The sequence below is a fragment of the Klebsiella sp. HC6 genome, from assembly GCF_022605325.1.
Classification (GTDB): Bacteria; Pseudomonadota; Gammaproteobacteria; order Enterobacterales; family Enterobacteriaceae; genus Klebsiella; species Klebsiella terrigena.
In genome coordinates this window covers 5,807,440-5,833,528 of the sequence record NZ_CP093276.1, presented here as the reverse complement: position 1 = coordinate 5,833,528, position 26,089 = coordinate 5,807,440, and the positions used below count along the sequence as shown (strand labels likewise).

Annotated in this window: 20 protein-coding genes, 1 rRNA gene and 1 riboswitch; of the genes, 13 read left to right on the top strand and 8 right to left on the bottom strand. The window is 57.0% G+C overall.

Annotated elements, in window-relative coordinates; translation table 11 throughout:
• The first annotated feature begins 2 nt into the window (after positions 1-2).
• Positions 3-2,435 carry a bifunctional aspartate kinase/homoserine dehydrogenase II gene (locus MMW58_RS28065; RefSeq protein ID WP_133601315.1) on the top strand — a complete coding sequence of 811 codons (2,433 nt, stop codon included), beginning with the start codon at positions 3-5 and terminating at the stop codon, positions 2,433-2,435.
• An 8-nt stretch (positions 2,436-2,443) separates the two neighbouring features.
• Here the strand turns inward: MMW58_RS28065 and MMW58_RS28060 are convergent, their stop codons facing one another.
• The gene (locus MMW58_RS28060) at positions 2,444-2,851 is read right to left on the bottom strand and encodes a carboxymuconolactone decarboxylase family protein (RefSeq protein ID WP_241722527.1); all 408 of its coding nucleotides are present in this window, start codon (positions 2,849-2,851) and stop codon (positions 2,444-2,446) included.
• An 88-nt stretch (positions 2,852-2,939) separates the two neighbouring features.
• Between MMW58_RS28060 and MMW58_RS28055 the strand changes: the two genes are divergently transcribed.
• Complete coding sequence (locus MMW58_RS28055; protein WP_241722526.1) at positions 2,940-3,845, top strand: LysR family transcriptional regulator; 906 nt, start codon at positions 2,940-2,942, stop codon at positions 3,843-3,845.
• Between the two features lie 188 nt (positions 3,846-4,033).
• Complete coding sequence (gene metF / locus MMW58_RS28050) at positions 4,034-4,924, top strand: methylenetetrahydrofolate reductase (RefSeq protein WP_041143444.1); 891 nt, start codon at positions 4,034-4,036, stop codon at positions 4,922-4,924.
• 31 nt (positions 4,925-4,955) lie between these two features.
• On the opposite strand, the gene gldA is transcribed toward metF, so the two are convergent.
• From gldA to MMW58_RS28035, 3 genes are all read right to left on the bottom strand, one after another.
• Entirely contained in the window at positions 4,956-6,059 is a 1,104-nt protein-coding gene (gene gldA, locus MMW58_RS28045; RefSeq protein WP_241722525.1) for a bifunctional L-1,2-propanediol dehydrogenase/glycerol dehydrogenase, read from the bottom strand.
• A 54-nt stretch (positions 6,060-6,113) separates the two neighbouring features.
• Positions 6,114-6,776 carry a fructose-6-phosphate aldolase gene (gene fsa, locus MMW58_RS28040; RefSeq protein WP_041143446.1) on the bottom strand — a complete coding sequence of 221 codons (663 nt, stop codon included), beginning with the start codon at positions 6,774-6,776 and terminating at the stop codon, positions 6,114-6,116.
• 202 nt (positions 6,777-6,978) lie between these two features.
• Positions 6,979-7,842, bottom strand: coding sequence for a helix-turn-helix transcriptional regulator (locus MMW58_RS28035; RefSeq protein ID WP_241722524.1), 864 nt, complete (start codon positions 7,840-7,842; stop codon positions 6,979-6,981).
• Between the two features lie 151 nt (positions 7,843-7,993).
• On the opposite strand from MMW58_RS28035, the gene zinT reads away from it, so the two are divergent.
• Positions 7,994-8,644 carry a metal-binding protein ZinT gene (gene zinT / locus MMW58_RS28030; protein ID WP_241722523.1) on the top strand — a complete coding sequence of 217 codons (651 nt, stop codon included), beginning with the start codon at positions 7,994-7,996 and terminating at the stop codon, positions 8,642-8,644.
• Between the two features lie 62 nt (positions 8,645-8,706).
• Here zinT and ppc read toward each other — a convergent pair whose 3' ends face one another.
• Together ppc and argE are read right to left on the bottom strand one after the other, a co-directional pair.
• The gene (ppc, locus tag MMW58_RS28025) at positions 8,707-11,358 is read right to left on the bottom strand and encodes a phosphoenolpyruvate carboxylase (RefSeq protein WP_045853650.1); all 2,652 of its coding nucleotides are present in this window, start codon (positions 11,356-11,358) and stop codon (positions 8,707-8,709) included.
• A gap of 255 nt (positions 11,359-11,613) precedes the next feature.
• A complete protein-coding gene (gene argE / locus MMW58_RS28020; RefSeq protein WP_045853649.1) occupies positions 11,614-12,765 on the bottom strand; it encodes an acetylornithine deacetylase in 1,152 nt (383 codons plus the stop codon).
• Between the two features lie 179 nt (positions 12,766-12,944).
• On the opposite strand from argE, the gene argC reads away from it, so the two are divergent.
• From argC to oxyR, 4 genes are all read left to right on the top strand, one after another.
• Complete coding sequence (gene argC / locus MMW58_RS28015; RefSeq protein ID WP_133601321.1) at positions 12,945-13,949, top strand: N-acetyl-gamma-glutamyl-phosphate reductase; 1,005 nt, start codon at positions 12,945-12,947, stop codon at positions 13,947-13,949.
• Positions 13,950-13,955: 6 nt separating this feature from the next.
• The gene (gene argB, locus MMW58_RS28010) at positions 13,956-14,732 is read left to right on the top strand and encodes an acetylglutamate kinase (protein WP_133601322.1); all 777 of its coding nucleotides are present in this window, start codon (positions 13,956-13,958) and stop codon (positions 14,730-14,732) included.
• A 70-nt stretch (positions 14,733-14,802) separates the two neighbouring features.
• Complete coding sequence (gene argH / locus MMW58_RS28005) at positions 14,803-16,176, top strand: argininosuccinate lyase (RefSeq protein WP_241722522.1); 1,374 nt, start codon at positions 14,803-14,805, stop codon at positions 16,174-16,176.
• 281 nt (positions 16,177-16,457) lie between these two features.
• The gene (gene oxyR / locus MMW58_RS28000; protein WP_041143454.1) at positions 16,458-17,375 is read left to right on the top strand and encodes a DNA-binding transcriptional regulator OxyR; all 918 of its coding nucleotides are present in this window, start codon (positions 16,458-16,460) and stop codon (positions 17,373-17,375) included.
• Here the strand turns inward: oxyR and sthA are convergent.
• A complete protein-coding gene (gene sthA / locus MMW58_RS27995) occupies positions 17,358-18,758 on the bottom strand; it encodes a Si-specific NAD(P)(+) transhydrogenase (RefSeq protein ID WP_076947970.1) in 1,401 nt (466 codons plus the stop codon). The two genes, oxyR and sthA, sit on opposite strands and share 18 nt — an antisense overlap.
• 195 nt (positions 18,759-18,953) lie before the next feature.
• Here sthA and fabR point away from each other — a divergent pair, with 195 nt between their 5' ends.
• Together fabR and MMW58_RS27985 are read left to right on the top strand one after the other, a co-directional pair.
• A complete protein-coding gene (gene fabR / locus MMW58_RS27990) occupies positions 18,954-19,589 on the top strand; it encodes an HTH-type transcriptional repressor FabR (protein WP_045853644.1) in 636 nt (211 codons plus the stop codon).
• A gap of 15 nt (positions 19,590-19,604) precedes the next feature.
• Complete coding sequence (locus MMW58_RS27985; protein WP_128879367.1) at positions 19,605-19,964, top strand: YijD family membrane protein; 360 nt, start codon at positions 19,605-19,607, stop codon at positions 19,962-19,964.
• Between the two features lie 55 nt (positions 19,965-20,019).
• Here MMW58_RS27985 and trmA read toward each other — a convergent pair whose 3' ends face one another.
• Complete coding sequence (trmA, locus tag MMW58_RS27980) at positions 20,020-21,120, bottom strand: tRNA (uridine(54)-C5)-methyltransferase TrmA (protein ID WP_159237688.1); 1,101 nt, start codon at positions 21,118-21,120, stop codon at positions 20,020-20,022.
• Between the two features lie 115 nt (positions 21,121-21,235).
• A riboswitch (cobalamin riboswitch) is annotated at positions 21,236-21,415 on the top strand.
• A 67-nt stretch (positions 21,416-21,482) separates the two neighbouring features.
• On the opposite strand from trmA, the gene btuB reads away from it, so the two are divergent.
• From btuB to MMW58_RS27965, 3 genes are all read left to right on the top strand, one after another.
• On the top strand, positions 21,483-23,351 hold the full coding sequence (gene btuB, locus MMW58_RS27975; protein ID WP_133601325.1) for a TonB-dependent vitamin B12 receptor BtuB: 1,869 nt from the start codon (positions 21,483-21,485) through the stop codon (positions 23,349-23,351).
• The gene (gene murI, locus MMW58_RS27970; protein WP_241722521.1) at positions 23,296-24,147 is read left to right on the top strand and encodes a glutamate racemase; all 852 of its coding nucleotides are present in this window, start codon (positions 23,296-23,298) and stop codon (positions 24,145-24,147) included. Before btuB ends, murI begins: the two co-directional genes overlap by 56 nt.
• Before the next feature lie 380 nt (positions 24,148-24,527).
• Positions 24,528-26,069, top strand: a 16S ribosomal RNA gene (locus MMW58_RS27965).
• The last annotated feature ends 20 nt before the right edge of the window (positions 26,070-26,089 follow it).

The following is a 26,089-nucleotide window of genomic DNA, read 5'->3' as shown; positions in this document are numbered from 1 at the left end:
ACATGAGTGTGATTGCGCAGGCAGGGGCGAAGGGTCGTCAGCTGCACAAATTTGGTGGGAGTAGTTTAGCGGATGCGAAATGTTACCTGCGCGTCGCGGGGATCATGACGGAATACTCGCAGGCAGGCGACATGATGGTTGTCTCCGCCGCCGGCAGCACCACCAACCAGCTGATTAGCTGGCTGAAGCTCAGCCAGACCGATCGCCTCTCTGCGCATCAGGTACAGCAGTCGCTGCGTCGTTATCAGATGGAGCTGATCTCCGGCCTGCTGTCGGCAGACGCTGCCGACACGCTCATCACGACCTTTATTCACGACCTTGAACGACTGGCGGGTCTGCTGGATAGCGGCGTCACCGATGCGGTATACGCTGAGGTGGTTGGCCACGGCGAAGTCTGGTCCGCGCGCCTGATGGCTGCGGTCCTCAATCAGCTGGGGCTGGAAGCCGCGTGGCTTGATGCGCGTAGCTTCCTGCGCGCCGAGCGTTCGGCGCAGCCGCAGGTGGATGAAGGTTTATCCTACCCGCTGCTGCAGCAGCTCATGGCGCAGCATCCGAACAAACGTCTGGTGGTGACCGGCTTTATCTCGCGTAACAACGCCGGAGAAACCGTGCTGCTGGGGCGTAACGGCTCCGACTATTCCGCGACCCAAATTGGTGCCCTTGCCGGCGCGTCACGCGTCACTATCTGGAGCGACGTCGCCGGCGTCTATAGCGCCGACCCGCGTAAAGTGAAGGATGCCTGTCTGCTGCCGCTGCTGCGCCTGGATGAAGCCAGCGAGCTGGCTCGCCTGGCGGCGCCGGTGCTGCACGCGCGTACGCTCCAGCCGGTCTCCGGCAGCGATATCGACCTGCAGCTGCGCTGTAGCTACACCCCTGAGCAGGGTTCTACGCGTATTGAACGCGTTCTGGCCTCCGGGACCGGGGCGCGAATTGTCACCAGCCATGATGACGTGTGCCTGATTGAGTTCCAGGTGCCCGCAGGTCAGGATTTCAAGCTGGCGCACAAGGAGCTGGATCTGATCTTTAAACGCGCCCAGCTGCGCCCGCTGGCCGTTGGCGTGCATGCCGACCGCAAGCTGCTGCAGTTCTGCTATACCGCCGAAGTGGCGGACAGCGCGCTGCGGCTGCTCGACGAAGCAGGTTTGCCTGGCGAGCTGCGTTTACGCCAGAAGCTGGCGCTGGTGGCGATGGTTGGCGCGGGCGTTACCCGCAATCCGCTGCACTGCCACCGCTTCTGGCAGCAGCTGAAAGGGCAGCCGGTTGAGTTTACCTGGCAATCTGAAGAGGGGATTAGCCTGGTTGCCGTGCTGCGCGCGGGCCCAACCGAGAGCCTGATTCAGGGCCTGCACCAGTCGCTGTTCCGCGCGGAAAAGCGTATTGGTCTGGTGCTGTTTGGTAAAGGCAACATCGGTTCCCGCTGGCTGGAGCTGTTTGCCCGCGAGCAAACCACGCTTTCCGCCCGCACCGGCTTTGAGTTTGTTCTCGCCGGGGTGGTGGATAGCCGCCGCAGCCTGCTGAATTACGAAGGGCTGGACGCCAGCCGCGCGCTGGCCTTCTTCCATGATGAGGCCGTTGAGCAGGATGAAGAATCGCTGTTCCTGTGGATGCGTGCCCACCCGTATGATGATTTAGTGGTGCTGGACGTGACCGCCAGCGCGCAGCTGGCCGATCAGTATCTTGATTTTGCCAGCCACGGTTTCCACGTGATCAGCGCCAATAAGCTGGCCGGGGCCAGCAGCAGCGATAAGTACCGCCAGATCCACGACGCGTTTGAGAAAACGGGGCGTCATTGGCTGTACAACGCCACCGTTGGCGCCGGGCTGCCGGTAAACCACACGGTGCGCGATCTGATCGACAGCGGCGATACCATTCTGGCGCTGAGCGGTATTTTCTCCGGGACGCTCTCCTGGCTGTTCCTGCAGTTTGACGGGACGGTGCCGTTTACTGACCTGGTCGATCAGGCATGGCAGCAGGGGCTGACTGAACCGGATCCGCGCGTTGACCTTTCGGGTAAAGACGTGATGCGCAAGCTGGTGATCCTCGCCCGTGAGGCGGGCTATGATATCGAGCCTGACCAGGTGCGCGTGGAATCGCTGGTGCCGGCGCACTGCGAAGAAGGCTCCGTCGATCACTTCTTTGAGAATGGCGAAGAGCTGAACGAGCAGATGCTGCAGCGCCTTGAGGCCGCCCGTGAAATGGGCCTGGTCCTGCGCTATGTCGCGCGTTTCGACGCCAACGGCAAGGCGCGCGTTGGCGTTGAAGCCGTGCGCCAGGAGCATCCGCTGGCGGCGCTGCTGCCGTGCGATAACGTCTTCGCTATCGACAGCCGCTGGTATCGTGATAATCCGCTGGTGATCCGCGGCCCGGGCGCCGGGCGCGATGTTACCGCCGGTGCGATTCAATCGGATATTAATCGCCTGGCGCAGCTGCTGTAATCTCCCTGTCAGAGAGGCCGGACGCTCGTCCGGTCTCTTTTCCCACCAGGCCTGGCGAACACCTCTTTGGCGGCAAACAGCCCGTTCAGGGCGGCCGGGAATCCGGCATACACCGCCATCTGCATGATCGCTTCAACGATCTCTTCCTGCGTCAGGCCAACGTGCAGCCCGGCTGCGATGTGCACCTTTAGCTGCGGGGCCGCATTGCCTAAAGCGGTCAGCGCGGCAATGGTGGCGATTTCACGACTGCGCAAATCGAGCCCGGGTCTGGCGTAAATATCACCAAAAGGGAACTCAACCAGAAAGCGGGCAAAATCAGGGGCGATGTCGCTCAGGCTGTTAACGACGGCTTCGCCGCCCTTACCGTCAACGCGCTGCAGCATTTCCATACCGGTAGTAAAACGTTCTGAAGTCACGATCTTTCCTCATCATGTGGGGTGTGATGAGGAGATTAAGAAAGTTTGCCGGACTTGAGTAATACCCTTTTCGTGATACCTTTTCAGTATGACAAATTCACGCCTCTATTCTCTGGATCTTCGTCTGCTGCGCTATTTTGCCGTGGTAGCGGAGGAGAACAATATTAGCCGGGCGGCGCAGCGCTTATTTATCTCGCAGCCGCCGCTTAGCCGTCATATCCGTCACCTGGAAGAGCTGCTGGGAACCGCGCTATTCGTGCGCCATACCCGGGGCCTGATCCTCACGGAGGAGGGGCAGCGGGTGCTGGATATCATTCGCCCTCTGCTGGCGCTACAGGAGCAAACCTTAACCGCGCTGGGCCAGCTGTCTGATAGCGGGCAGCCGCCGCTGCGGATCGGACTGACGACCGCCTTTGAGCAGGGCGTGTTTACCGCTGCCGAAGCCGCGTTAAGGGAGAGTGGTCGCCCTTTGCAGATGAGCCGTCACGGCTCGCCGGCCCTGGCGCAGCAGGTGCGCAAGGGCCGGCTGGACGCGGCGCTGGTGGCGCTCCCCCTTGATGCCAGCGGGCTGGTTCTGTCCCCCTTGCCTTATCAGGAGCCGCTGATCGCCGCGCTGCCGGCGTCATGGCCGGAATCCAGCGTCGCCGGACTGGCCCTAAGGGACTTTAACCATCGGCCGCTGTTTTGGTTTAAACGCGAGCGCAATCCGGCATTTTTTGACTACACCCGACGGATGTTTGAACGCGCGGGGTATGCGCCTGCCTACGTGGAAGAGCCCGTAGAACATGACGTTCTGCTGGCCCGCATCGCGCGCGGAGAGGGGATGATTTTGCTGCCGGCATCCTTTGCCGCTATCCAGCGTCAGGGGGTGGTATTTCATCCGCTGGATGAGACCAGCCTGCATTTTCCGCTGGCGTTGGGCGTGGTAACGCTGCCGCAGAATGACGCTTTGCGCGCGTGGCTGATCCCTGTGCTTGAAGAATCATTAGCTTAGCGCTAAATCCTACGGCGTTTAACCGAAATGAAATGAACCAATTTCATCTTCCCTGAATATTCCTCACTCTTTACGCTGATTTTTCTGTTGACGCCCGGGCTCTTTTCCGTCATTTTTACATCTGGACGTCTAAACGTATAGAAGTTCGCAACACGACAAACAATAAAATGCGATTGATGAGGTAAGGTATGAGCTTTTTTCACGCCAATCAGCGGGAAGCCCTGAATCAGAGCCTGGCAGAAGTGCAGGGCCAGATTAATGTGTCTTTTGAATTCTTTCCGCCGCGGACCAGTGAAATGGAGCAAACCCTGTGGAAATCCATCGATCGCTTAAGCAGCCTGAAGCCAAAATTTGTTTCAGTGACCTACGGCGCTAATTCCGGTGAACGCGACCGTACCCACAGTATCATCAAAGGTATCAAAGAACGTACCGGCCTTGAGGCGGCGCCGCACCTGACCTGTATCGACGCCAGCCGCGACGAGCTGCGCACGATTGCCCAGGATTACTGGAACAACGGGATCCGCCATATCGTCGCCCTGCGCGGCGACCTGCCGCCGGGCAGCGGTAAGCCGGATATGTACGCTGCGGACCTGGTGACGCTGCTGAAAGAAGTGGGCGATTTTGATATCTCCGTGGCGGCCTACCCGGAAGTGCACCCGGAAGCGAAAAGCGCCCAGGCGGATCTGCTGAACCTGAAGCGTAAGGTTGAGGCCGGTGCGAACCGCGCGATCACCCAGTTCTTCTTTGATGTTGAAAGCTACCTGCGCTTTCGCGATCGCTGCGTCTCCGCGGGGATTGATGTCGAAATTATCCCGGGCATCCTGCCGGTATCCAACTTCAAGCAGGCGAAGAAATTTGCCGATATGACCAACGTGCGTATTCCAACGTGGATGTCGAAAATGTTTGAAGGTCTGGATAATGATGCGGAAACTCGCCAGCTGGTGGGGGCGAATATCGCCATGGACATGGTCAAAATTTTAAGCCGCGAAGGGGTGAAGGATTTCCACTTTTACACCTTAAACCGCGCGGAGATGAGCTACGCAATTTGCCACACCCTGGGCGTGCGGCCGGCGGTGTAAAAAAATGGCCCTCTTCGAGGGCCATTTTTATTTATTCCCACTCCTCCAGGAAACGTTGACCGTACTGGTCGGCGACCAGCAGCGCGGCGTAGACCTGATCCGCCGTGGCCCCGCCAGGCATGTTATGAATAGTTTCTCCCTCGGCGCAGGCGGCTTCCGCGACGATGCGCATTTTACGCGGAATATCCTCTTTGATATCCAGCTGGGCCAGGGTGAGCGGCAGGCCCACGCTGTGACACAGCGCGGCGGCGGTTTCAATCTCTTCTAGCGGCGCGTTTTCCAGCACCAGCTGCGTCAGCGTGCCGAAGGCGACCTTTTCACCGTGATAGTAATGATGGGCGTCCGGCAGGGCGGTCAGGCCGTTGTGGATCGCATGTGCGGCTGCCAGGCCGCCGCTTTCAAAGCCGACGCCGCTGAGGTAGGTGTTGGCCTCGATCACTTTTTCCAGCGCCGGCGTGACAACATGCTGCTCCGCCGCCAGCATCGCTTTTTCACCCTCTTCAATCAGCGTGTGGTAGCACAGTTCAGCCAGCGCCAGCGCCGCCTGGGTGCACTTGCCGCCGGCCATGGTGGTAGCGCCGCTGCGCGAACAGGCGCGGGCTTCAAACCAGGTGGCCAGCGCGTCGCCGATACCGGCCGCCAGCAGGCGTGGCGGAGCGCCGGCAACAATCTGGGTATCAACAATAACCATGTTTGGGTTGCGCGGCAGCATCAGATAGCTGTCGAACTCGCCCTCGTCGGTATAGATAACCGAGAGCGCGCTGCAGGGGGCGTCGGTGGAGGCGATGGTGGGGGCAATTACCACCGGTAGATTCATAAAATGTGCTAATGCTTTTGCGGTATCCAGCGTTTTTCCGCCGCCGATACCCAGTACGGCATTGCAGCGGGCTGAGCCTGCTATATCACGCAAGCGATTGATTTCATTATGTGAGCATTCGCCACCGAACGGGGCGATTTCGGCGACAAGGCCGGCTTCAGTCAGGCTTTGACGCAGCTTTTCTTCGGCAAAGCCCAGCACAAACTTGTCGCCAACGATAAGCCAGCGCTCGGCCAGCGGTTTGAGATAGCCGCCGAGGCGGGTGATAGCATTTGCACCCTGAATGTATTTGCCTGGCGATTGAATAATGCAATCCATTTCTATTCCTCCTGGATGATCGCGATACCGCCCGCGGGCGGTTCGCCGATCGGGTTACAGGTTCAGATTTCCAAAAGCGCTATTCCAGTCTTGCTCAAACTTCTCTATTGCTGACTCTACCGCGGGCGTGCCGAGCATTTGTTGCGCTACGTCTAAAGGAAGGGTGATAGCTTCACATCCGGCCAGCAGGCAGTCGAGCGCCTGACGCGGAGTTTTAAAGCTGGCCGCCAGCACTTTGCTGCCCGGCGCGTGCAGCTCCAGCAGGGTTTGCAGCTCCTGTACCATGCGGATGCCGTCGCCGCCCTGGGCGTCAACGCGGTTGACGTAAGGCGCGACGTATTTTGCCCCGGCCAGCGCCGCCAGCAGACCCTGAGAGGCGCTGTAGACCGCGGTACCGAGCGTGGTGATGCCCTCTTTTTTCAGCAGCTTTATTGCGGCGAGGCCTTCGGCGGTAACCGGGATTTTTACCACAATGCCGGGTATGGCGTTACTCAGGCGTTTTGCCTCTTCAACCATGCCCTGCGCGTCACGGCTCATGGTCTGAGCAAAGAGGATCCCATCCGGGCCAACGGCTTTTTGCAGGCGGGGCAGCACGTCCCAAACCGGCGTTTTTCCCGCGGCGATGATGCTCGGATTGGTGGTTACCCCGGCCAGCGGGTAGATGCGCGCCAGGCGTTCAACTTCTGCTACGTTCGCGGTGTCCAGATAGAGTTCCATAGCCTTTCCTCAATTCTCAATTCAGTGACGTTGAGATAAGAATACGGCCTGGGCCCGGCGGGTCGCCAGATGACAAATTTGCCAAAAACTGGATAAATGTACGCATTGCGGGTAACAGTGATTTAGATCACGTTTATTCGTCGCTGCCTGGCATATCGGGAGAGAATCGGGGGCGTGGTTGCTATAAAGAACTTACAAAAATCTAGTTTTCCGTCGGCGGATGCTTTTCCGTCAGCTGGCTATGATACTGGCGACGATATTCTGACGGCGAGCGTTCGGTATTTTTACGAAACAGGCGGCAGAAGTAGTTACTGTCGGCAAAGCCGCAGGCGTGGGCGACATCCTTAACCTTCATATCGTGGCCTTTTAGCAGCATTCGGGCCTGCTCGAGACGGACGTGGTTCAGGTATTCGTTAAAGCCCATCGGTCCGCATTTCTGGAACAGATGAGAGAGATAGTTGGGGGAGAGATAGAACGCCTCGGCGACCGACTCGCGGGTTAAGGGTTCGGCGAAGCGGGCATCGATATATTTGCGGATGGCTTCAAACAGCGCCTGGCTGCGGGAAGCGGTTTGCACCTGGCTGCCGAGGAGATCGGCGCAGTGGCTGAGCAGGCCGATCGCGATGTAGCGCGCGGTTTGCTGCTCCTGCGGCTGCATCTGCATTTCATTGAGCGCCTGCAGCAGAAAGGAGCCCACGCGAGGGCCGCGGCGCGGCGCCTGCACTCTCTCTTCAATATGCAGCGTCTCACCGTCCCAGCGCTGAAGGGTGAACTCCAGATGCTGCTTACCAAACTGAATGCTCAACGCGGTGCAGGGCGCCTGCCACTGCGCAAGATCCCAGCCGCCTGCGGGAATATACAGCACATCATAGCGGCAAAGCAGCGCCGGCTCGGCCTTGATGCCGGGATCGCCACGCTGGCCTTCGAGGATAACGTCGAGGCGCGGAAAATCGACCTGCAGCGCCAGCGCCGAGGCCGGGCGATGTTCGGTGGTAAAGCGAACCTGCCTGATTGCCGTCGGGCCTTTAATTAAAGCGTCAATGTGCTGACTGAGATGGCCGTCCATTCCTGCTCCTTAAAAAGCCCACGTTTTTATCATACCCGACATCGCGGGAGGGGCAAAAGTCAGGCGGATCTCCGCGCATCAGATGTTGCACAATATAAATGTTATGTTATATCGTAACCATCGATTGCAAAAGTTAACTCAGGAGAGAGTAATGACCAGAAAGATACCCGTATTTGCGCTCGGCGTCGGCATGCTGCTGGCCGGTAGCCAGGCTTTTGCCCACGGCCACCACAGCCACGGCCCCGCATTGACGGAGGCGGAAGTTAAGGCGAGCGAAGGCATTTTCGCCGATAAAGACGTCAAGGATCGCCCGTTAAGCGACTGGGATGGAATCTGGCAATCGGTGAATCCGTATCTGCTTAATGGGGACCTGGATCCGGTGCTGGAGCAGAAGGCCAAAAAAGCGGGGGGGAAAAGCGTCGCCGAGTATCGGGAATATTATAAGAAGGGGTATGCCACCGACGTTGACCAAATTGGGATTGAAGACCACGTGATGGAGTTCCACGTTGGGAAAGAGGTTAACGCCTGTCGGTACGCCTATTCCGGCTATAAAATCCTGCAATACGCTTCCGGCAAGAAGGGCGTGCGCTATTTATTTGAGTGCCAGCAGGCAGACTCGAAAGCACCGAAATTCGTCCAGTTTAGCGATCACACGATTGGCCCGAGAAAATCGCAGCACTTCCATATCTTTATGGGCAATGATTCGCAGGAGTCCCTGCTGAAAGAGATGGATAACTGGCCGACGTACTACCCTTATGCGCTGCATAAAGAGCAGATTGTCGACGAGATGCTGCACCATTAATAAAAATCCCCGGATAGTGCCTGGGCCGCTATCCGGGGATTTATGCTGACGAAGGGCGGAGGTTAGCCGGTGTTACGCATACCCGCAGCCACGCCGGCGATGGTGACCATCAGCGCCTGCTCAACGCGCGGGTCCGGATCCTGGCCCTGCTCTTCCGCCAGACGCGAACGGTGCAGCAGCTCTGCCTGCAGGACGTTCAGCGGGTCGGTATAGATATTACGCAGCTGGATAGACTCGGCAATCCACGGCAGGTCGGCCATCAGATGAGAATCGTTGGCGATATCGAGCACCACGTTAATACCTGAAGACAGCAGCTCGCGCAGCTCGCTGCCGAGGCCCCACAGCTCGGGTTTCACCAGGCGCTGATCGTAATATTCCGCCAGCCACAGGTCGGCCTTCGAGAACACCATCTCTAGCATCCCAAGGCGGGTTGAGAAGAACGGCCAGTCGCGACACATGGTTTCCAGCTCGCTCTGTTTGCCATCTTCCACCACTTTCTGCAGCGCGGCGCCGGCGCCGAGCCAGGCCGGCAGCATCAGGCGGTTCTGCGTCCAGGCGAAGATCCATGGGATCGCGCGCAGAGACTCTACCCCGCCGGTAGCGCGGCGTTTCGCCGGGCGTGAGCCGAGCGGCAGTTTGCCCAGCTCCTGCTCCGGGGTGGCGGAGCGGAAGTAGGGTACGAAGTCTTTATTTTCACGCACGTAGCCGCGGTACATTTCACAAGAAATGTCGGACAGCTCGGCCATGATATCGCGCCACTCCGGTTTGGGTTCCGGCGGCGGCAGCAGGTTCGCTTCCAGAATCGCGCTGGTATACAGCGACAGGCTGCTGATGGTGACTTCCGGCAGGCCGAACTTGAAGCGGATCATCTCGCCCTGCTCGGTGACGCGCAGGCCGCCTTTCAGGCTGCCTGGAGGCTGGGAAAGCAGCGCCGCGTGCGCCGGGGCGCCGCCGCGGCCGATGGAGCCGCCGCGACCGTGGAACAGCGTCAGCTCAATCCCGGCTTTTTCGCAGGTTTTGATCAGCGCGTCCTGAGCCTGGTATTGCGCCCAGGAAGCGGCCATGACGCCCGCATCTTTCGCCGAGTCAGAGTAGCCGATCATGACCATCTGTTTGCCCTGAATAAAGCCGCGGTACCAGTCGATATTCAGCAGCTGGGTCATCACGTCGTTGGCGTTATTCAGGTCGTCCAGGGTTTCAAACAGCGGAGCAACCGGCAGCGCGAAGCCAATACCGGCCTCTTTGAGCAGCAGGTGTACGGCCAGCACGTCAGACGGCGTCTTCGCCATGGAGATCACGTAAGCGGCAATGGATCCGTGCGGCGCTTCGGCGATCACTTTGCAGGTATCGAGAACTTCGCGGGTTTCATTGCTTGGCTCCCACTGACGCGGCAGCAGCGGACGCTTGGAGTTCAGCTCGCGGATCAGGAATGCCTGCTTGTCGGCCTCTGACCAGCTTTCATAATCGCCGATGCCGAGATAGCGGGTCATTTCGCCCAGCGCTTCGGTATGGCGGGTGCTCTCCTGACGGATGTCGATACGTACCAGCGGCACGCCGAACGACTTCACGCGGCGCAGGGTATCGAGCAGCTCACCGTTGGCGATAATGCCCATGCCGCAGGCCTGCAGGGATTTATAGCAGGCGTAAAGCGGCTCCCACAGCTGTTCGTTCTGGGTAATCAGGCCCGCAGGTTTCGGCAGCTTCTGCCCTTTCAGGCGCGCTTCCAGCCACGACTGCGTATCCATCAGCTGGGTGCGCAGCTTTTTCATCAGATAGCGGTACGGCTCCTGTGCCCCTTCGGCGCCGGCCATTTCGCGCAGCTCGTCGGTACACTCGACCATCGACAGCTCGGAAATCAGCAGCTGGATATCTTTGAGGAACAGATCGGTGGCTTTCCAGCGGCTGAGCAGCAGCACGTGACGGGTGATATCGGAGGTCACGTTTGGGTTACCGTCGCGGTCACCGCCCATCCAGGAGGTGAAGCGCACCGGTACGAAATCAACCGGCAGCTGATAGCCGAGGTTCTCTTCCAGCTGTTCGTTCAGCTCGCGCAGGTAGTTCGGCACGCCTTCCCACAGGCTGTTTTCGACGACCGCAAAGCCCCACTTCGCTTCGTCAACAGGCGTCGGGCGATATTTACGGATTTCATCGGTATGCCATGACTGGGCGATCAGCTGGCGCAGGCGGCGCATCAGCTGGTGGTGCTCGTAGTCAGCGATCTCTTTATTATCGAGCTGCTTCAGGCAGTTATTCACTTCCACCATTTTGTGGATCAGCGTGCGGCGGGTGATTTCGGTCGGGTGGGCGGTTAATACCAGCTCCAGCGACAGGGACTCCACCGCTTTTTTAATGGTGTCTTCGTTGAGATGGGATTGGCCTTTGAGCTTTCTCAGGGTACGGGCAATCACTTCCGGATTGCTGGCCGCTTCGCCGTTTGGCGAAATGCTGTGGTACTGCTCAGCGGTATTGGCCAGGTTTAGAAACTGGCTGAAGGCGCGCGCTACCGGCAGCAGCTCGTCGTTGGACAAGTTTTGCAGCGTGGTGAGCAGTTCCTGGCGATTGGCTTCATTGCCCGCACGCGAAGACTTGGACAATTTACGGATAGTTTCGACACGATCAAGAATGTTCTCTCCCAGTGCATCCTTGATGGTATCGCCCAGCACTTTACCGAGCATACTGACATTACTACGCAAAGCGGAATATTGTTCGTTCATGTTACCCCAGACACCCCATCTCATTTTATTTTGTTATATCCACGACTCGGCAACGATGAGTCGCGGATAAGCAGCCGTCTTTTATAAAGCCACGTAAAAACCCCCACGTCAATTGTTGCGAAATCGCTTCAGCAAACGAATAAATGGCGGCAATTTGCGAAATTTAACTCAGAGGTCGCTTGATAAGCGTTGCTTATGGGAATGTGACAATTGTCACTGTCCCGCCCCTGGATACGGGGCGGGAAAAGCGCGATTTTAGTGCCAGCAGAAATGATGCACGACCTGGGTTATCAGCTCGCGGGTCGGCTTAATAAACCGGGTTTCCAGATATTCATCCGGCTGGTGGGCCTGGTTAATTGAGCCAGGTCCGAGAACCAGCGTCGGACAGATGGTCTGGATAAACGGCGCTTCGGTACAGTAGTTGACGACTTCAGTTTGTGCGCCGAGCAGTTTTTCAACCACCTGCACGAGCTGATGATCCGGCGGGCACTCGTAGCCGGGGATCGGCGGGTGGAGTTCGCTCACGGTTAAACGACCCGGCCAGCGTTCGCTGACCGGCGCCAGCGCTTCATCCAGCAGCCCGTTGAGATCGTTGAGCGTCATGCCAGGCAGCGGACGAATATCCATATGCAGCTCGCAGCAGGCGCAGATGCGGTTAGACGCGTCGCCGCCGTGAATCGATCCGAGGTTGAGCGTTGGATAGGGTACGGTGAAGGCGGCAAAGTGATAGCGCTCTTTCAGCACATCGCGCAGCTGCATGATGCGGCCAATGGCGTCGTGCATGAGCTCAATGGCGTTAACCCCGCGCGCCGGATCGCTGGAGTGGCCGGACTGGCCCTGAACGCGAACGGCGGTGGAGATATGGCCCTTGTGCGCTCGCACCGGCTGCAGGGACGTTGGTTCGCCGATAATCGCGCAGTCCGGGCGCAGCCGGGTGGTTTCGGCAAAGTAGCGGGCCCCGGCCATGCTGGTCTCTTCATCGGCAGTGGCCAGAATATAGAGCGGTTTTTTGAGTTTACTGACGTCAACATCGCGCAGGGCATCAAGAATAAAGGCGAAGAATCCCTTCATATCGGCGGTGCCGAGACCGTAAAGCTTGTTGTCGTGCTCGGTAAGGGCGAACGGATCGCGGGTCCAGCGGCCATCATCGAACGGCACGGTATCGGTATGCCCGGCAAGCAGCAGACCGCCGGCGCCCTGGCCGGTACTGGCCAGCATATTAAATTTATTGCGCGTATCCGGCACCGGCTGAACTTCGACATTGAAGCCAATTTCGCGAAACCAGCCTGCCAGCAAATTGATTAAAGTCTCATTGCTCTGATCCAGCGACTCTTCGGTTGCGCTGATGGAAGGTGTGGCGATCAATGCGCGGTAAATCTCGATGAACGGCGGTAAATTGTTTTTCATTGTTGACACACCTCGGGTCATGATAGTATCAATATTCATGCAGTATTTGTGAATAAAAATACATTATCGTTGAGCGTAAGAAAACCCATCGAATGTAAGGAAATACTCTTACGGCTCAACAGGGTGAGGAAGATAACGGTCTTCCCAGGCAAACAGATGTAAGAAGGTGAAGAGCCCCAATGTTGAATACGCTGATAGTGGGTGCCAGCGGCTATGCCGGCGCAGAGCTAGTGACCTATGTAAATCGCCATCCTCATATGACCATAACCGCTTTGACGGTCTCCTCGCAAAGTAATGATGCAGGGAAATTAATTTCCGATTTACATCCGCAGCTGAAAGGCATTGTCGATCTGCCGCTGCAGCCAATGTCAGATATCAGCGAATTTAGCGACGGGGTGGATATCGTCTTCCTCGCGACCGCCCATGAAGTGAGCCACGACCTGGCGCCGCAGTTTCTTGCCGCCGGCTGCGTGGTGTTCGATCTCTCCGGCGCGTTCCGCGTGAACGACGGCGCCTTCTACGAGAAATATTACGGCTTTACCCATCAGCATCCGGCGCTGCTTGAGCAGGCGGTATATGGCCTGGCCGAGTGGGGCGTCGAGCGGCTGAAAGAGGCCAGTTTAGTCGCCGTTCCTGGCTGCTACCCGACCGCGGCCCAGCTGTCGTTAAAACCGCTGATCGATGCCGGGCTGCTGGATCTTACTCAGTGGCCGGTGATCAACGCGACCAGCGGCGTGAGCGGAGCGGGCCGTAAGGCGGCGATCGGCAACAGCTTCTGTGAAGTGAGCCTGCAGCCGTACGGCGTCTTCAACCATCGTCACCACCCGGAAATCTCTACTCACCTTGGTGCTGAGGTTATTTTTACCCCGCATCTGGGCAACTTTAAGCGCGGCATTCTGGAAACCATCACCTGTCGCCTGAAGCCCGGGGTGAGCAAAGAGCAGGTGGCCGCCGTTTTCCAGCAGGCGTACGCCGATAAACCGCTGGTACGTTTATACAATAACGCGCTGCCGGCATTGAAAAACGTCGTGGGTCTGCCATTCTGTGATATCGGTTTTGCGGTCCAGGATGAGCATATCATTGTGGTCGCGGCGGAAGATAACCTGCTTAAAGGCGCAGCGGCGCAGGCAGTACAGTGCGCGAATATTCGTTTCGGCTTCGCTGAGACGCAGTCTCTTATTTAAGGTGTGATGATGAACCCATTAATTATCAAACTCGGCGGCGTGTTGCTGGATAGCGAAGAAGCGCTGGAGCGCCTGTTTACCGCGCTGGTGAACTACCGTGAAACGCATCAGCGTCCGCTGATTATCGTGCACGGCGGCGGCTGCGTGGTCGATGAGCTGATGAAGCAGCTTAACCTGCCGGTAAGCAAGAAAAATGGGCTGCGGGTAACGCCGGCGGATCAAATCGACATTATTACCGGCGCGCTGGCGGGTACCGCCAATAAAACGCTGCTGGCATGGGCGAAAAAGCATGGCATTGGCAGCGTTGGCCTGTTCCTCGGCGATGGCGATAGCGTTAAGGTAACCCAGCTTGCCGAAGATCTGGGGCACGTCGGCCTGGCCCAGCCGGGCTCGCCGGCACTGATTAATACCCTGCTGGCGGGCGGCTACCTGCCGGTGGTGAGCTCTATCGGCGTAACCGATGAAGGGCAGCTGATGAACGTCAACGCCGATCAGGCCGCGACCGCGCTGGCGGCCACGCTCGGCGCCGATCTGATCCTGCTTTCCGACGTCAGCGGTATCCTGGATGGCAAAGGTCAGCGCATCGCGGAGATGACCGCGGAAAAGGCGGAGCAGCTGATTGAACAGGGTATTATTACCGACGGCATGATCGTAAAAGTGAACGCCGCGCTGGATGCGGCACGCGCGCTGGGTCGCCCGGTAGATATTGCCTCCTGGCGCCACGCGGAGCAGCTGCCGGCGCTGTTTAACGGCACGCCGATCGGCACGCGTATTCTGGCCTGATTGAAAACATTTGCAGACGGGGAGCGCAGGGCTTCCCGACAGAAATAAACAAATTTGAAGGAAGCACATTATGGCACTTTGGGGCGGGCGTTTTACTCAGGCAGCAGATCAGCGGTTCAAACAGTTCAACGACTCTTTGCGCTTCGACTATCGCCTGGCGGAGCAGGATATCATTGGCTCTGTTGCCTGGTCCAAAGCGCTGGTGACGGTTGGCGTGCTGAGCGCGAGCGAGCAGCTGGAGCTGGAAGAGGCGCTGGGTATCCTGCTGGAAGAGGTGCGGGCTAACCCGCAGCAAATCCTTGAAAGCGATGCTGAAGATATTCACAGCTGGGTAGAAGGCAAGCTGATCGACAAAGTCGGCCAGCTGGGTAAAAAGCTGCATACCGGCCGTAGCCGCAACGATCAGGTGGCGACGGACCTCAAGCTGTGGTGCAAGGATACTATCGCCGAGCTGCTCTCTGCGAATCGTCAGCTGCAGGGCGCGTTAGTGGAAACGGCGCAGAATAATCAGGATGCCGTGATGCCGGGCTACACCCACCTGCAGCGCGCGCAGCCGGTTACGTTCGCCCACTGGTGTCTGGCCTATGTGGAAATGCTGGCGCGCGACGAAAGCCGCCTGCAGGACTCCCTGAAGCGCCTCGACGTCAGTCCGCTGGGCAGCGGCGCGCTGGCGGGGACCGCCTATGAAATCGATCGCGAGCAGCTGGCCGGCTGGCTGGGCTTCGCCTCGGCGACCCGCAATAGCCTCGATAGCGTCTCCGACCGTGACCACGTGCTGGAGCTGCTTTCCGGCGCCTCGATTGGGATGGTGCACCTGTCGCGTTTTGCTGAAGACCTGATTTTCTTTAATACCGGCGAAGCGGGCTTTATTGAGCTCTCCGATCGCGTGACCTCCGGCTCATCCCTGATGCCGCAGAAGAAAAACCCGGACGCGCTGGAGCTGATCCGCGGCAAGTGCGGCCGCGTTCAGGGCGCGCTGACCGGTATGATGATGACGCTGAAAGGCCTGCCGTTGGCCTACAACAAAGATATGCAGGAAGATAAAGAAGGGCTGTTTGACGCGCTCGACACCTGGCTTGACTGCCTGCATATGGCCGCGCTGGTGCTGGACGGCATTCAGGTGAAGCGTCCGCGTTGCGAAGAAGCGGCGCAGCAGGGTTACGCCAATGCGACCGAGCTGGCGGATTACCTGGTGGCGAAAGGCGTACCTTTCCGTGAAGCGCACCATATTGTCGGCGAAGCGGTTGTCGAGGCGATTGCGCAAGGTAAGCCGCTGGAAGCGCTGGCGCTGGCCGACCTGCAGAAATTTAGCAGCGTGATTGCCGATGATGTCTACCCGATTCTGTCGCTGCAGTCCTGCCTGGATAAGCGCGCGGCCAAAGGCGGCGTTTCGCCGAAGCAGGTTGCGCAGGCGATCGCCGATGCGCAGCAGCGCCTGGCGTAAACCGGTAGCCTGCTGGCCCTGAGCGTTATCTCAGGCAACGAAAATGAGAAGCTCGAGCGATGCTCGGGCTTTTTTATGCAAAAAAAAAAGCGGACACGAGGTCCGCAAAAGTTCACGTTGGCTTTAGTTGTTCGGTTAGGGAAAGCGCTGAGGCTATACGGTGATTTTCTGATACCTGCCTCGTTTCTGGGTTTATTATTGAACAGAAAACTTGATAGGGATAATCGTTCGTTGCTATGCTATCTATCGCCATGAACTATCATGGCGACGGAGGATGAATAATGAATATTCGCGATCTTGAATACCTGGTTGCGCTAGCCGAGCATCGCCACTTCCGGCGCGCGGCGGACTCTTGCCACGTCAGCCAACCTACGCTTAGCGGGCAAATCCGCAAGCTGGAGGATGAGCTTGGGGTCATGCTGCTGGAGCGTACCAGCCGTAAGGTGCTGTTTACCCAGGCGGGGCTGCTGCTGGTGGATCAGGCGCGTACGGTGTTGCGCGAAGTAAAAGTGCTCAAGGAAATGGCAAGCCAACAGGGCGAGACGATGTCCGGGCCGCTGCATATTGGCCTGATCCCGACGATTGGCCCGTATCTGCTGCCGCAGATTATCCCAATGCTGCACCAGACTTTTCCCAAGCTGGAAATGTATCTGCATGAAGCCCAAACCCATCAGCTGCTGGCCCAGCTGGATAGCGGCAAGCTCGACTGCGCTATCCTGGCGCTGGTTAAAGAGAGCGAAGCCTTTATTGAGGTGCCGCTGTTTGATGAGCCGATGATGCTGGCTATCTATGAAGATCACCCGTGGGCCAACCGCGACCGCGTGCCGATGTCTGATTTAGCCGGGGAAAAGCTGCTGATGCTGGAAGATGGCCACTGCCTGCGCGATCAGGCGATGGGCTTCTGTTTTGAGGCCGGCGCCGATGAAGATACCCATTTCCGCGCCACCAGTCTTGAAACGCTGCGCAACATGGTTGCTGCCGGGAGCGGGATTACCCTGCTGCCTGCGCTCGCGGTGCCGCAGGAGAGAAGGCGCGATGGCGTGGTGTACATTCCGTGCATTAAGCCCGAGCCGCGACGCACCATTGGGCTGGTTTATCGCCCCGGTTCGCCGCTGCGCAGCCGCTATGAACATCTGGCGGAGGCCATCCGTAGCACCATGGATGGCCATTTCGACGAAGCGTTAAAACAGGCGGTTTAAGCCATTTAACGCGGCTACCCGATAGGCTTCCGCCATCGTCGGGTAGTTAAAGGTGGTGTTGACGAAGTACTCAATGGTGTTACCACCACCTTTCTGCTCCATAATCGCCTGGCCGATGTGAATAATCTCGGCCGCGCGCTCGCCAAAGCAATGAATACCAAGGATCTCTTTCGTTTCCCTGTGGAACAGGATTTTCAGGGTTCCCACGCTCATGCCGACGATCTGCGCGCGCGCCAGATGCTTGAACTGCGCGCGGCCCACTTCATAAGGGACCTTCATGGCGGTCAGCTGCTGTTCGGTTTTACCCACCGAGCTGATTTCCGGAATGGTATAGATCCCGGTCGGAATATCTTCAATCAGATGGGCCGAAGCCTCGCCTTTAATCAGTGCCTGCGCGGCAATACGCCCCTGATCGTAAGCGGCAGAAGCCAGGCTCGGATAGCCAATGACGTCGCCAACGGCATAGATATGCGGCAGAGCGGTCTGGTACATGCTGTTGACCTTCAGCTGGCCGCGGCTGTCGGTCTGCAGACCGATATTTTCCAGCGCCAGGGAGTCGGTATTACCGGTACGGCCGTTGGCATACAGCAGGCAGTCCGCCTTCAGCTTTTTGCCGGATTTCAGATGCATGATCACGCCATCATCCACGGCTTCAATCTTCTCGTACTCTTCGTTGTGACGAATCACCACGCCGCTGTTCCAGAAGTGATAGGAGAGGGAGTCGGACATCTCCTGGTCGAGGAACGCCAGCAGCCGATCGCGGGTGTTGATCAGATCCACCTTCACTTCCATCCCGCGGAAGATTGACGCGTATTCGCAGCCGATGACCCCTGCGCCGTAGATGATCACATGGCGCGGCTCGTGCTGAAGGCTGAGGATGGAGTCGCTGTCGTACACGCGCGGGTGGGAAAAATCGACATCTGCCGGGTGGTACGGGCGGGAGCCGCAGGCGATAACGAATTTTTCGGCGGTGACCGTTTCAACGGTGCCGTCGTGACACTCCAGGGCCAGCGTATGTTCATCAACGAAGTGCGCGTTGCCCTGCAGGATTTCGCAGTGGTTGCGCTCATAGAACCCCTGACGCATATGGGTCTGCTGGTTAATGACGCTGTCGGCATGGTTAAGAATGTCGGCGAAGGAGGAGCGAAGAAGACGGGAGTGGTCGCTATAGAGAGGGTTTTGGTTAAACTCGATAATACGGCTGACGGCGTGGCGGAGCGCTTTCGACGGGATGGTTCCCCAGTGGGTACAGCCACCGCCGACGTTATGGTAGCGTTCAATAACGGCAACGCGTGCTCCCTGCTTAACCAGTCCCATCGCAGCGCCTTCGCCGCCGGGGCCGGAACCAATTACTATTGCATCATAATCCCAAGAGTGCGACATGGCATTACTCACCTGTTTTATACAGAAAATAAACACGATGATAACATTCGCCGCAGTTTAACCCAATTATCGTTGTGCTTTTTTGCGGCATAAAAGCATGATCGGCTCGTAAACAATCTTTCACAAACCAGTGTAAACCGATTAGTTTTATCTCTGGTATAGTGCCAGCAGGGCTATTGGAAGGATTCATACAACGTGATGGGCGTAAGAGCGCTACAAAAAGAGAAAACCCGGCGTTCGCTGGTAGAAGCGGCATTTAGCCAACTTAGCGCCGAACGGAGTTTCGCCAGCTTAAGCCTGCGTGAAGTTGCGCGTGAGGCGGGGATCGCACCGACCTCCTTTTATCGTCATTTTCGCGATGTCGATGAGCTCGGTCTGACCATGGTCGATGAGAGCGGGCTGATGCTGCGCCAGCTGATGCGCCAGGCGCGCCAGCGTATTGCCAAAGGCGGCAGCGTGATTCGCACCTCGGTCTCCACCTTTATGGAGTTTATCGGCAATAACCCGAACGCTTTTCGCCTGCTGCTGCGCGAACGCTCCGGTACTTCCGCGGCGTTTCGTGCCGCCGTGGCGCGCGAGATTCAGCATTTCATTGCGGAACTTGCCGACTATTTAGAAATCGAAAACCACATGCCGCGCGCCTTTACTGAAGCGCAGGCCGAAGCGATGGTCACTATCGTATTTAGCGCCGGCGCTGAGGCGCTGGACGTCGGGCTTGAACAGCGCCGACAGCTGGAAGAACGGCTGGTGCTGCAGCTGAGAATGATCTCGAAAGGCGCGTATTACTGGTATCGCCGTGAACAAGAAAAAATATCAAATCATTCCGAATAACGTGAAGGACGAGCAATGAAACACTCAGTTCAAGATAAAGGTACGCTGCTGCTGGCGCTGATCGCTGGCCTGTCGATTAACGGAACCTTCGCCGCGCTGTTCAGCTCGATTGTTCCCTTTTCCATTTTCCCGATACTGTCTCTGCTGCTGACGGTCTACTGTCTGCACCAGCGCTATCAGAACCGGAGTATGCCCGTGGGGCTGCCGGGCCTGGCTGCTGCCTGTTTCATTCTCGGGGTTCTGCTATATAGCACCGTGGTGCGCGCGGAATATCCGGACATCGGCTCTAACTTCTTCCCGGCCGTGCTGTCGGTCATTACGGTATTCTGGATCGGCTACCGGATGCGTAATCGGAAGGATGCGGCGGCAGAGTAACAGCTTAACGCCAGAACCCGGCAGGCGTCGCGGTGCCGGGTTCTGTAAAAATCGCCTACCTGCGGGTTAATAAGACGCCGCACTCCATATGATGGGTATACGGGAACTGATCGAACAGCGCCAGACGCGTAATGTCATGGGTCTGGCTGAGGGTTTCCAGGTTCTGGCACAGCGTCTCCGGGTTGCAGGAGATATACAGAATTCGCGGATACGCCTGCACCATTTTCTCCGTTTCGCTATCCAGCCCGCTGCGCGGCGGATCGACAAAAATCGTCTCACACCGGTAGCTTTGCAGGTCGATACCCTGCAGGCGGTTAAACTCCCGCACGCCGTTCATTGCCTGAGTAAACTCCTCTGCCGCCATACGGATAATCTGCACGTTATCGATATGGTTGGCCGCAATGTTGTACTGCGCCGCAGCGACGGAAGGTTTGGCGATTTCCGTGGCCAGCACGCGATCGAAATTACGCGCCAGCGCCAGGGAGAAGTTGCCGTTGCCGCAGTATAGCTCCAGCAGATCTCCGGTTGCCCCTTGCGTACTCTCCAGCGCCCACTCCAGCATCTGAATATTCATCGCCGCATTTGGCTGGGTGAAGCTGTTCTCAACCTGACGGTAGATCATCTCACGGCCGGCCACCGGCAGACGTTCGTCGATGTAGTCCCGATCGAGCTCGATTTTCGTTTTGGTTGCCCGGCCAATCAGGTGCACGTTGAGATTTTGCGCGCGCAGCGCGTCGCGCAATGCTTCCGCCTGCTGACGCCACTCGTCACCAAGCTTTTTGTGATACAGCAGCGACACCACGGCCTGGTTGCTCATGGTCGTCAGGTAGTCGACCTGGAACAGCTTATGGCGAAGAACCGGGTTATCGCGCACGCCGTCGAGGATGGCGACCATCAGCTGATTGATAAGCTCGCTGGCCGCCGGGAAGCTATCGACGCGAATTCGCGATTTGGTCTGCTGGTCAAACATGATGTGGTAGAGATCGTCCCCATCGTGCCACAGGCGGAACTCTGCGCGCATACGATAGTGGCTGACCGGCGAACGAAATACCTCCGGAACCGGTGCGGCAAAAGGCGCCATCATTTTTTGTAAACGAATGACTTTCTCTGCCAGCTGCGCTTCATATTGTTCGGTTGGAAGGTGTTCGGGGGTCATGATGCATCCTGAATAAAATAAGTACGCGGGGATTGTAGGGAAAGCATCAGGGAAGTCCAGCCCGGATGAGGGATCAAATATAATTATAGAAGTCTGGACTTCTATATGTTTCTGATTATAGCATTGTGTAACCGGTCCTGTGAGTTAAAAGGGAACCCAGTGTAAATCTGGGGCTGACGCGCAGCGGTAAGGAAGGTGGGATGAACGCAATGTGCAGACACTGCCGCTATCTGGTGGGAAGTCCTCATCCATAAAACGCCCCGAGCCCGAAGACCTGCCGGTATACGTCGCATTTGGTTTCTATCATCGCGTGCTACTGATGAAACCCGCGGCATCCTTTATATGTTACGGATGCTTTTACAATGATTAAAAAAGCTTCGCTGATGACGGCTCTCTCCGTCACGGCATTTTCCGGCTGGGCGCAAGACAGCAATTCAGACACGTTAGTGGTGACAGCAAATCGTTTTCAACAGCCGGTCAGTACGGTCCTTGCGCCGACCGATGTGGTGACTCGTGAAGATATCGATCGCTGGCAATCAAAGGATTTAAATGACGTCATGCGTCGACTGCCGGGCGTTGACGTCGCGCAGAACGGAGGAATGGGGCAGACGTCTTCCCTGTTTATTCGCGGTACTGAGGCGAAGCAGGTGCTGGTGCTTGTCGATGGTATCCCCATGTCCCGCCCGGGTATTACGAATAACCCCGATCTGAACCAAATTCCTCTGTCGCTGGTACAGCGCGTGGAATATATCCGCGGCCCGCGTTCGGCTATTTATGGTTCCGGCGCAATGGGGGGCGTGATTAACGTCATTACCCATTCCGATAAAGAACAATCTAAGATCACCGCCGGCGTCGGTTCTGAAGGCTATCAGCAATATGATGGCACCCTGCGTCACCGCTTTGGCGATACGGTTGCCACGGTGGCCGGCTCTTATGAGGGTAATAAAGGTTTTAACGTCCAGCCAGGCTCAACCTGGGACCACGACCAGGATCGTGACGGCTTCCGTAGCAAAGCGTTCTGGGGCAGCCTGGAGCATAAATTTAACGATAGCTTTGATGGCTTCTTCCGCGGTCGTAGCTACACCAACAACTCTGACTACGATTTGGGAAGCCCGCCGTACACCCCAGCCTACAGCGCAGATGAAGAGCAGCTCTATAATCAGAGCTGGGACGCGGGACTGAAGTACAGCTCCGGGATCTACTCATCGCAGCTCGTTGCCAGCTATCAGAAGGTCAAAGACTACAACTACAGCAGCATCTATGGCCGTTATAATGATGGCACCACGCTCGATCGAATGACCCAGCGTAATCTGCAGTGGGGTAACAACCTTATTGTCGGTCATGGTTCAGTGAGCGCTGGCGTGGACTGGCAGCAGCAGCGTTTGACCTCCTCGGATACGGTATTATCGGACACCTACAAGCGTGATAACACCGGCCTGTATCTGACCGGGCAGCAGCAGTTTGGCGATGTGACCCTCGAAGCCTCCGGCCGTGAAGATCACGACGAACAGTTTGGCTGGCACGGAACATGGCAGACCACTGCCGGCTGGGAGTTTGTCGAAAACTATCGCGTGACTCTGGGCTACGGTACTGGCTTCCTCGCTCCTTCGCTGGGACAGCAGTTTGGTTCTACCCGCTTTGGAATCAGCTCAAATCCAAACCTGAAGCCTGAAGAGTCGCAGCAGTGGGAAGCCGGGCTTGAAGGGCTCACCGGGCCGCTGGACTGGCGTCTCTCGGCGTATCACTACAAGATTACTAACCTGATTACCTACTATTCAGACCCTGTCACCTTTGAAGGCGAATATGACAATATCAACGCCGCGACGATCAAGGGCGTTGAATGGACGGGAAGCGTGGATACCGGTATTTTCAGCCATCGCGTTACGTTGCAATACGTCGACCCGCGTAATGATGATAACGGTGAAGTCCTTGCCCGACGTTCTAAGCGACAGGCGAAGTATCAGGTGGACTGGACGATGTTTAACGTCGATATGGATGTGTCGTGGCAGTATTACGGTAAGCGCTACGATAACAACACGTCTCAGTACAATAATACGCAGAGGATTTTGCCAAGCTACAGCACGCTTGATGTTTCTGCCGCGTATCCGATCACCGATCGCCTGACAGTTCGTGGTAAAATAGCCAACCTGTTCGATAAAGATTACGAGACAGCTTATGGCTACCAAACTGCAGGACGAGAATACTACTTGTCTGGCAGCTACACCTTCTGATCCACGCCCCACCGTGCTGGTATTTGATTCCGGTGTCGGTGGGTTGTCGGTTTATAATGAGATTCGGCAGCTGCTGCCGAATCTGCATTACATCTACGCTTTCGATAACGTGGCTTTTCCTTACGGGGAGAAGAGCGAAGAGTTCATCGTTGAGCGCGTGCTCGAAATTGTCACCGCGGTTCAACGGCGTTATCCGCTGGCACTGGCCGTCATTGCCTGCAACACCGCAAGTACCGTTTCTCTTCCTGCCCTTCGTGACCGCTTTGCTTTCCCCGTTGTGGGCGTGGTTCCGGCGATTAAGCCTGCGGCCCGTTTGACGGCGAACGGCGTCGTTGGCCTGCTGGCGACGCGCGGTACGGTCAAACGTCCCTATACGCGTGAGCTGATCAGCCGCTTTGCAAATGAATGCAAGATAGAGATGCTTGGCTCCGCAGAGCTGGTTGAGCTGGCGGAAGCGAAGCTGCACGGTGAGCCGGTTCCGCTGGAGGAGCTACGACGCATTCTTCGCCCGTGGCTGAGAATGGCCGAACCGCCTGATACGGTTGTGCTGGGCTGCACCCATTTCCCTCTATTACAGGAAGAGCTGCAGCAGGTGATGCCGGAAGGGACGCGAATGATTGATTCCGGTGCCGCCATCGCCCGTCGCACCGTCTGGCTGCTGGAACATGAGGCGCCGGATGAGAAATCCAGCGATCCAAACCTGGCATACTGCATGGCGCTGACGCCGGAAACTGAACAGCTTTTACCCGTTTTACAGCGCTACGGCTTTGAAACGCTGGAAAAACTGCCAGTTTAGGCACGTTTTGGTGAAAAAAGAGGCGGTTGAAAAGTTTTTTGCAAACAGGGCTTGTCAACGTCGGAGAACTCCCTATAATGCGCCTCCACTGACACGGAACAACGGCTTACAGGCCGCCGGGTTAGCGGGGTTCAGCGATGAACGCCGACAGAGAAAAGCAAAATAAACGCTTGACTCTGAATGAGGAAAACGTAATATACGGGACCTCGCGACAGAGCGCTAAAGCGCGTCGCAACTGCTCTTTAACAATTTATCAGACAATCTGTGTGGGCACTCAAAGTGACATGGATTCTTAACGTCCTCGGACGAAAAATGAATACCAAGTCTCTGAGTGAACATACGTAATTCATTACGAAGTTTAATTCATGAGCATCAAACTTAAATTGAAGAGTTTGATCATGGCTCAGATTGAACGCTGGCGGCAGGCCTAACACATGCAAGTCGAGCGGTAGCACAGAAGAGCTTGCTCTTTGGGTGACGAGCGGCGGACGGGTGAGTAATGTCTGGGAAACTGCCTGATGGAGGGGGATAACTACTGGAAACGGTAGCTAATACCGCATAACGTCGCAAGACCAAAGTGGGGGACCTTCGGGCCTCATGCCATCAGATGTGCCCAGATGGGATTAGCTAGTAGGTGAGGTAATGGCTCACCTAGGCGACGATCCCTAGCTGGTCTGAGAGGATGACCAGCCACACTGGAACTGAGACACGGTCCAGACTCCTACGGGAGGCAGCAGTGGGGAATATTGCACAATGGGCGCAAGCCTGATGCAGCCATGCCGCGTGTATGAAGAAGGCCTTCGGGTTGTAAAGTACTTTCAGCGAGGAGGAAGGCGATAAGGTTAATAACCTTGTCGATTGACGTTACTCGCAGAAGAAGCACCGGCTAACTCCGTGCCAGCAGCCGCGGTAATACGGAGGGTGCAAGCGTTAATCGGAATTACTGGGCGTAAAGCGCACGCAGGCGGTCTGTCAAGTCGGATGTGAAATCCCCGGGCTCAACCTGGGAACTGCATCCGAAACTGGCAGGCTAGAGTCTTGTAGAGGGGGGTAGAATTCCAGGTGTAGCGGTGAAATGCGTAGAGATCTGGAGGAATACCGGTGGCGAAGGCGGCCCCCTGGACAAAGACTGACGCTCAGGTGCGAAAGCGTGGGGAGCAAACAGGATTAGATACCCTGGTAGTCCACGCTGTAAACGATGTCGACTTGGAGGTTGTTCCCTTGAGGAGTGGCTTCCGGAGCTAACGCGTTAAGTCGACCGCCTGGGGAGTACGGCCGCAAGGTTAAAACTCAAATGAATTGACGGGGGCCCGCACAAGCGGTGGAGCATGTGGTTTAATTCGATGCAACGCGAAGAACCTTACCTACTCTTGACATCCAGAGAACTTAGCAGAGATGCTTTGGTGCCTTCGGGAACTCTGAGACAGGTGCTGCATGGCTGTCGTCAGCTCGTGTTGTGAAATGTTGGGTTAAGTCCCGCAACGAGCGCAACCCTTATCCTTTGTTGCCAGCGGTTCGGCCGGGAACTCAAAGGAGACTGCCAGTGATAAACTGGAGGAAGGTGGGGATGACGTCAAGTCATCATGGCCCTTACGAGTAGGGCTACACACGTGCTACAATGGCATATACAAAGAGAAGCGACCTCGCGAGAGCAAGCGGACCTCATAAAGTATGTCGTAGTCCGGATCGGAGTCTGCAACTCGACTCCGTGAAGTCGGAATCGCTAGTAATCGTGGATCAGAATGCCACGGTGAATACGTTCCCGGGCCTTGTACACACCGCCCGTCACACCATGGGAGTGGGTTGCAAAAGAAGTAGGTAGCTTAACCTTCGGGAGGGCGCTTACCACTTTGTGATTCATGACTGGGGTGAAGTCGTAACAAGGTAACCGTAGGGGAACCTGCGGTTGGATCACCTCCTTACCTGAAAGAACCTGCCTTTG

What these genes read in the sequence shown, in the direction of transcription:
- MMW58_RS28065 (WP_133601315.1), top strand. Translation starts at nt 3, where the DNA reads ATGAGTGTGATTGCGCAGGCAGGGGCGAAGGGTCGTCAGCTGCACAAA.
- MMW58_RS28055 (WP_241722526.1), top strand. Translation starts at nt 2,940, where the DNA reads ATGACAAATTCACGCCTCTATTCTCTGGATCTTCGTCTGCTGCGCTAT.
- metF (WP_041143444.1), top strand. Translation starts at nt 4,034, where the DNA reads ATGAGCTTTTTTCACGCCAATCAGCGGGAAGCCCTGAATCAGAGCCTG.
- gldA (WP_241722525.1), bottom strand. Translation starts at nt 6,059, where the DNA reads ATGGATTGCATTATTCAATCGCCAGGCAAATACATTCAGGGTGCAAAT.
- fsa (WP_041143446.1), bottom strand. Translation starts at nt 6,776, where the DNA reads ATGGAACTCTATCTGGACACCGCGAACGTAGCAGAAGTTGAACGCCTG.
- MMW58_RS28035 (WP_241722524.1), bottom strand. Translation starts at nt 7,842, where the DNA reads ATGGACGGCCATCTCAGTCAGCACATTGACGCTTTAATTAAAGGCCCG.
- zinT (WP_241722523.1), top strand. Translation starts at nt 7,994, where the DNA reads ATGACCAGAAAGATACCCGTATTTGCGCTCGGCGTCGGCATGCTGCTG.
- ppc (WP_045853650.1), bottom strand. Translation starts at nt 11,358, where the DNA reads ATGAACGAACAATATTCCGCTTTGCGTAGTAATGTCAGTATGCTCGGT.
- argE (WP_045853649.1), bottom strand. Translation starts at nt 12,765, where the DNA reads ATGAAAAACAATTTACCGCCGTTCATCGAGATTTACCGCGCATTGATC.
- argC (WP_133601321.1), top strand. Translation starts at nt 12,945, where the DNA reads ATGTTGAATACGCTGATAGTGGGTGCCAGCGGCTATGCCGGCGCAGAG.
- argB (WP_133601322.1), top strand. Translation starts at nt 13,956, where the DNA reads ATGATGAACCCATTAATTATCAAACTCGGCGGCGTGTTGCTGGATAGC.
- argH (WP_241722522.1), top strand. Translation starts at nt 14,803, where the DNA reads ATGGCACTTTGGGGCGGGCGTTTTACTCAGGCAGCAGATCAGCGGTTC.
- oxyR (WP_041143454.1), top strand. Translation starts at nt 16,458, where the DNA reads ATGAATATTCGCGATCTTGAATACCTGGTTGCGCTAGCCGAGCATCGC.
- sthA (WP_076947970.1), bottom strand. Translation starts at nt 18,758, where the DNA reads ATGTCGCACTCTTGGGATTATGATGCAATAGTAATTGGTTCCGGCCCC.
- MMW58_RS27985 (WP_128879367.1), top strand. Translation starts at nt 19,605, where the DNA reads ATGAAACACTCAGTTCAAGATAAAGGTACGCTGCTGCTGGCGCTGATC.
- trmA (WP_159237688.1), bottom strand. Translation starts at nt 21,120, where the DNA reads ATGACCCCCGAACACCTTCCAACCGAACAATATGAAGCGCAGCTGGCA.
- btuB (WP_133601325.1), top strand. Translation starts at nt 21,483, where the DNA reads ATGATTAAAAAAGCTTCGCTGATGACGGCTCTCTCCGTCACGGCATTT.
- murI (WP_241722521.1), top strand. Translation starts at nt 23,296, where the DNA reads ATGGCTACCAAACTGCAGGACGAGAATACTACTTGTCTGGCAGCTACA.